Below are 5,807 nucleotides of genomic sequence, written 5' to 3'. Positions count from 1 at the left end.
CTACCCGGCCCAGCCCGCCGCCTCGCTCGCCGCCGCCCGCGCCAGCTTCGCCGCGGCGGCCGGGTCCACCCGCGCCGTGACGAGCACGCCGATGACGGACCCCAGCAACAACTCCACCCGCCGGGCCACCGTCTTGCGAGGCATCACGCCCGCCTTCGCCGCGCCCTCCAGCGCCCGCGTCAGGTGCCCGTGCAGGAGGGCCCGGTAGTCCTCCACCGCCTGCTGGGCCTCGGCGTCATGCGGGGCCAGCTCCGTCGCCGTATTCACCAGCAGGCAGCCCCGCCGCGTCAGCGCTGGCGGCGCGCTGGCCATCGTCGTCGCGAGCGCCTCGAAGTACGCCGTCACCTGCTCCAGGCCCGGCGTGCCCGTGGCGAACACGCCCAGCCGGGGCGCGATGACCTCCTGCAGGTACAGCGCGACGGCGCGCGCGAACAGCGCCCGCTTGCTGTCGAACGCCTGGTACAGGCTGGAGCGGTTCAGCCCCGTCGCGGCCTCCAGGTCCGAAAGCGACGTCGCCTCGTAGCCCCGCGACCAGAACACCCCCAACGCCGCCCGCACCGCCACCGCCTCGTCGAACGCACGCGTCCGCGCCACGTCACCCTCCTTGACAATTCTGTACCGACCGTTTCAATATGAATTCGAAACTGACTGGTACAGAATAAACCATCCCGGGAGGGGAGTCATCATGTCGCCACTGGCGCAGGTCTTCGCGGTCATCGCCGCGCTCATCCACGTGTTGTTCTTCGTGATGGAGAGCATCCTCTTCACGCGGCCGAAGGTGTGGCGGCGCTTCGGACTGAAGTCGCAGGCGGACGCGGACGTGATGAAGTCCATGGCGCTCAACCAGGGCTTCTACAACCTGTTCCTCGCCGTGGGCGTGTTCGTGGGCGTGGCGCTCGTACACACCGCCGCCGTCACGTCGGGGGTGGCGGCCGTGCTGTTCGGCTGCGGGTGCATGCTGGCCGCGGCCCTGGTGCTGGTGAGCAGCAACCGCCGCTTCCTGCGGGCCAGCATCATTCAGGGCGCCCTGCCGCTGCTGGCCATCGCGCTCGTCGTCTTGTAGGGCTCTCGACTGGCGGGCCGGCCCCCCGCGGATGGAGTAGCTTCGGTTGAACGAGGCCCCGCCATGTTCGAGTTCAGCAAAGACAGCCGTGTTGTCGTCCGGTTTCATGACCCGCTCACCAGCAAGAACGCCCTGTCCACGGTCATGACCCTGAATGGGTTGGTTCGCGGCGATGGTTCCACGGACCATGCCTTGAAGATCGCGAACGAGGTCAGCGCGATGATGAAGCCCTTCCCGGCCCTCAACAACAACGCGACGTGGGACGACTCGAAGGTGAAGTCGTACTACAGCGGCATCGCGAAGCAGATCGACGAGGAGGAGGCGCGGACCTTCCACGTGACCCAGTATGATCCGGGCGCGGTGGACTGGTGGATTGACAGCGGGCTCATGGCCTCCTTCGTGGGGAAGTACAAGGGCGGCAATTGCGATGACCTCGCGTCCTACGCCCTGGCCACGTGCATCGCGAACTCCGGCGGCTATGTCATTGCCTTCGCGCAGCTCCAGGACATCAGTCACTCGTTCGTATTGATCCAGAGCAAGGCGGACGCGCTGTGGGTCCTCGACTCCTGGGTGAGGGATGATCGGGTCATCGACTACAAGGAGTCGCTCTGGTCGAAGTATGACAAGAAAGGGCAGCTCATCCTGCACATCGCCGAGGTGCTGGAGCCCACCGGAGCCGACATGACCCGGCTCTGGTACGACTGGTTCAAGGCGAACACGAAGCGGACGGGCAAGGTCCGGGGCGACAGCGGCTCTCCGAGGCTGGGGCAGCTTGGAAAGTACTTCCACCCATCCGCGAAGGACGCATCCTCCAGCGGCTTGTAGCGAGAGGAGAGCCTAGAGCGCGAAGCCCACCATCAGGGACGCGGAGGCCCTTGGCACCAGCGCCACGCCCGAGTCCCTCCGCGCCACCACGCCACCGACGGAGGCGTTCAGCAACATCGACACCGGGGCTCGCTCGCGCAGCCGCACGCCCCCCGACACGAGCGCCAGGGGCTCCAGACCGAAGCGCGTCTCCGCGTTGGGGAGCCCGGACTGGAAGACGGCCAGCGCCCCGGCCTCCAGCGCTCCGGTGAACGTCCACGGGCCGTGCTTCCAGTGCGGCCCGGCGCCCAGCCGCAGCTCCAGCTCCGTCTGACGGAAGGGCTCACGCTGGCCCGAACCCCGCCGGACCGCGAAGCCCAGCCCCGCGGTGTCGAGCCCGGGCCCCAGGCGCCCCTCGCGTTCCAGGCGCACGTCCAGGCCGGCGAGGAACGGAAGGCCCGCGACAATCCCAGACGTCAACGACGGGCCCACCGCGAGCAGCAGCGGGGGCGCTCCTCTCCCCTTGCGCGCGAGCCGCAAGCGCGCGGCCTGCTCCAGGGGCGCTCCACCGACCGACGCACGCCCATCCACGGGCACCGTCACGGAGCGCTCCAGGAAGCCCTCGTCCGCGCGCAGGAGGATCCGGTACATCCCCGGGGCCACGGCCAGCGTCGTGGGGCCCTCGGCCTTCTCCAGCTCCGCCACCAGCGCGCCGCTCTCCGAGGAGAGGACCAGCCAGCGTCCCGGTGCCTTCACGTCGAGCGTCAGCCGTCCCCGCGCCTGCCGCGGTTCGGAGAGGATCAGCTCCCCGCGCCCCCGCAGGTCCATCCGGAACGTGGGGCGCTGCAAGCCTCCGGGGGAGACGAGGGTGGCCTCCAGCGTGCGCGCGTACGCATAGCGGTAGGCCTCTTCCAGCGTGACGCGCCCGTCCCGGGACGCATCCGCCGCGCCGCGCAGGCCTGCCGCCAGGTGGTGCGTGAAGTAGGAGCCCTGGAGCGCGTCCGACTCCTGCGCGTACTCGTCCGCGCCCGAGGCGCTGATGACGACGCGCCCCTCCAGGTCCGCCGCCTCCATGGCGATGGGCGCGGCGGCGGGCTTGAGCCCCTTCAGGCGCGTGGCGAGGCCGGAGCGACACGAGTCCAGGATGAGCAGCCCCACGCCCACGGGGGCGCCCTTGAGGAAGTCCACCAGCTCGCGCATGGGCAGCTCGGTGCCGCGCAGGTGCAGGTTGCCGTCGCCCGCGTGCGAGGAGATGTAGAGCACCAGCCAGTCGCGCGGCGAGGCCTCGGAGGACAGCCGCGCCTGGAAGCGCGACAGGGCCTCGCGCAACGTCGCGGCATCCGTGCCCAGCAGCGCGACGGTGCGCTCCGGCGGCACCGTGCCCACTTCCTGGAGGACCTCGCGCATCCGCCGCGCGTCGGACTCGGCGAAGCGCAACCGCTCCTCGCCGGGCAGTCCCTGGTTCTCCCCGACAACCAGCGCCCACCGGCGCGGGGCCTCCTCCGCGGAGGCCGCGAGCGGACCCACGAGCACGCAGAGGATGGCGAGAAGGAACGCCCCCGTGGCGAAGAGCCGTGTCATGGAGCGGCCTTCACGGACGCGTGCACGCGCGTCGCTCTGGAGGCCGGACGATGGACGCCCTGCCGTGGCGCAGCGCCTCGTCATGGAGCGACCTTCACGGGCGCGTGTACGCGCGTCGCTCTGGAGGCCGGAGGATGGGCGCCCTGCCATGGCGCAGCGCCTGTTCATGGGGCGACCCGCAGGACCGCGTGCGCACTCGCCTTCCCGATGCCTTCGGGTGTCGCCACCTCCAGCGGGTCCTGTCCCTTCGTCCGGGCCTCGGCGATGCGCGCCGTGAGCGCCGCCCGTGCGTCCTCCGCGCGCAGGGGCGCATCCGAGAAGAACGCCTGCACCGCCACCGAGCCCGGCGTCACCTCCAGCGCCGGTGACAGCGGGACCTGGGCACCCGGCTCCACCGTGCCGCTCGTCCGTCCTCCCTGGGGCCAGAGCACCTCCACCGCGCCGGCCTCGTCCACCGCGAGCACCAGCACGTTCCGGTACGGGCCGGTGCCCACGGCCAGCGTCACGCGCTCGCCCGGCCTCGCGCTCGTCAGCGGCGCACCGTCCTCGGACAGGAGCCTCAGCGCCACGCTCCCCTTCAGCCGCACGCCGTCCCCCGTGCCCCGCGGCACGTAGACCATCAGCGCGAGCCCCACGGCCAGCGCGGCCACCAGCGGCCCGCCCCAGCTCCAGCTCCAACGCGCCCTCGCCGGTTGCGCCCGCTTCGCCTCCAGCCTCGCGAGCACCGTCGCCGCCCGGGGCGCGCGCAGGCTCGACTCCCGCGCCTGGCGCATCCCATCCGCGAGCTGTCCGCACGCCGCGCAGGACGCCACGTGCGCGCCCATGCGGCCCGACGGATCCAACCCCGCCAGCCACTCGTCCAACTCCAACCGCGAGAGGTGCTCAGCCACGCTGCGCCTGCGCTTCCTCGGGCAGCCGCCCCAGCTCCGCGGCCTTCTTCCGGATGGACTCCAGGTCCCGGACGACGGTCTTCCGCGACACGTCCAGCATCTGGGCAACCTCCTCCTGCGTCAGCCCGTCGAAGAAGTGCAGCGTGGCCACCTCCAGCTCGCGCTCGCCCATCCGTCCCACCAGGTGGCGGATGAAGTCGGCGGCCTCCCACTGGCCCGGGGTGAGGGCCGCGGACTCCTCGCGCTCCGGGAGCTTCGGCTCGCGCAGCTGGCGCGAGCGCAGCGCGTTGAGGCACAGGTTGGTGGTGACGCGGTAGACGTACGTCATCGGACGGGCCTCCCGTCGGAACTGCGCGCCCGCCGTCAACATGCGCTCGAAGACCTCCTGCACGATGTCCCACGCATCGGCGTCCCTCCCCAGGAGCGCGAGCGCGCGACGGTGCACCACGGGCGCGAAGCGCTCGTAGAGCTCCCTGAGCTCCTCCGCACCGAGCCCACTCGCCATCCGCGTGTCCGACCTTCCTGTTCGTCGTTGAGACACCCGGGCCCAGGGGCCTGGGACATCGCACCTGCAACGGGGTGTGGAATACTAGCCGCGCCCCCATGGCATGTCCCACGCCGGGTCCGCCGGGTGTCCCAACCCCACGTGAAACGACTGCGCACCGCCGCCATCTTGGCCCTGCTCGGCACGGGCTGCTTCGACCCGCTCTACGAGGATCCGGACCCGCTGGGCGAGGTGACGTGGGCCGTCTGCTGCGTCTCCGGCCAGGTGGACACCTGCCCCTGCGACGCCTCCGACGGCTGCCCGTCCACCTTCCGGGCCTGCGCGGCCGGCACCTGCGCGGAGTCGCTCAGCCAGTCCTGCTACAGCTCCGACCAGGACGCTGGCGCGGCGGGAACCTGGGACTCCGGGACCAGCACGGGCACCGACGCGGGCATGGTGGACGCCGGCATGCCCATGGATGGCGGCATCAGCACCGATGGCGGCACCGGCACCGATGGCGGCATCAGCACCGATGCAGGCCCGGCGCCGGACGCGGGCACGCAGCCCGGTGACATTGGCTACGCACCGTGCTGCGACCCGGCCAACCACCAGGTCACCACCTGCGCCTGTCCCGCGTCCGGCTGTTCGAACCCGCCGTTCACCCCCTGCGCGTCAGGCCGGTGCGCGCTGACAGGGGAACGCTGCGGCTGAGCCGCTTGCGTCTCCTCCTCTACGGAGCGACGCCCGCGACCTGGCGCAGCAGCTCCAGCGGGCCCAGCGCCGCGACCGCGTCGAACTGCTCCGGCGTGCGCACCAGCAGCGAGCCCGCGAACCCCAGCGCGTTGACGTTGACGCCCAGGTGCTCCGCGCGGCTCCGGGGCACAAGCATCATCCAGTCCCGGGTGGCCAGCAGGTTGTACGGCACGCGCGACGCGTCCCCCAGCCCCAGCGCCGTGCGCAGCAGCCGGTACGCCGCCAGCATCCG

General features: G+C 71.5%; 7 protein-coding genes and 1 pseudogene. 3 read left to right on the top strand and 5 right to left on the bottom strand.

The annotated features are described in order from the left end of the window. Positions 1 to 594, bottom strand: a complete 594-nt coding sequence (locus D7X12_RS38540) for a TetR/AcrR family transcriptional regulator (protein WP_120630149.1) — start codon at positions 592 to 594, stop codon at positions 1 to 3. A gap of 91 nt (positions 595 to 685) precedes the next feature. Here D7X12_RS38540 and D7X12_RS38535 point away from each other — a divergent pair, with 91 nt between their 5' ends. Both D7X12_RS38535 and D7X12_RS38530 read left to right on the top strand, forming a co-directional pair. Beyond that, on the top strand, positions 686 to 1,063 hold the full coding sequence (locus D7X12_RS38535) for a DUF1304 domain-containing protein (protein ID WP_120630148.1): 378 nt from the start codon (positions 686 to 688) through the stop codon (positions 1,061 to 1,063). A 63-nt stretch (positions 1,064 to 1,126) separates the two neighbouring features. Beyond that, a complete protein-coding gene (locus D7X12_RS38530; RefSeq protein ID WP_120630147.1) occupies positions 1,127 to 1,888 on the top strand; it encodes a hypothetical protein in 762 nt (253 codons plus the stop codon). A gap of 12 nt (positions 1,889 to 1,900) precedes the next feature. Here the strand turns inward: D7X12_RS38530 and D7X12_RS38525 are convergent, their stop codons facing one another. The 3 genes from D7X12_RS38525 to D7X12_RS38515 all read right to left on the bottom strand — a co-directional run bounded on the left by D7X12_RS38525 (position 1,901) and on the right by D7X12_RS38515 (position 4,843). Further along, positions 1,901 to 3,448, bottom strand: a complete 1,548-nt coding sequence (locus D7X12_RS38525) for a caspase family protein (protein WP_158620208.1) — start codon at positions 3,446 to 3,448, stop codon at positions 1,901 to 1,903. A 164-nt stretch (positions 3,449 to 3,612) separates the two neighbouring features. Beyond that, entirely contained in the window at positions 3,613 to 4,338 is a 726-nt protein-coding gene (locus D7X12_RS38520; RefSeq protein WP_120630145.1) for a hypothetical protein, read from the bottom strand. Then, a complete protein-coding gene (locus tag D7X12_RS38515; RefSeq protein ID WP_120630144.1) occupies positions 4,331 to 4,843 on the bottom strand; it encodes a sigma-70 family RNA polymerase sigma factor in 513 nt (170 codons plus the stop codon). Before D7X12_RS38515 ends, D7X12_RS38520 begins: the two co-directional genes overlap by 8 nt. 141 nt (positions 4,844 to 4,984) lie before the next feature. On the opposite strand from D7X12_RS38515, the gene D7X12_RS38510 reads away from it, so the two are divergent. Continuing rightward, entirely contained in the window at positions 4,985 to 5,533 is a 549-nt protein-coding gene (locus tag D7X12_RS38510) for a hypothetical protein (RefSeq protein WP_147443934.1), read from the top strand. A 19-nt stretch (positions 5,534 to 5,552) separates the two neighbouring features. Here the strand turns inward: D7X12_RS38510 and D7X12_RS38505 are convergent. After that, positions 5,553 to 5,807: pseudogene (locus tag D7X12_RS38505) on the bottom strand (ATP adenylyltransferase family protein); the annotation flags it as partial.

This window comes from Corallococcus sicarius, from assembly GCF_003611735.1.
Lineage (GTDB): Bacteria > Myxococcota > Myxococcia > Myxococcales > Myxococcaceae > Corallococcus > Corallococcus sicarius.
Note: the sequence above shows the minus strand (reverse complement) of the source record. Positions and strands in the feature narration are given on the sequence as shown.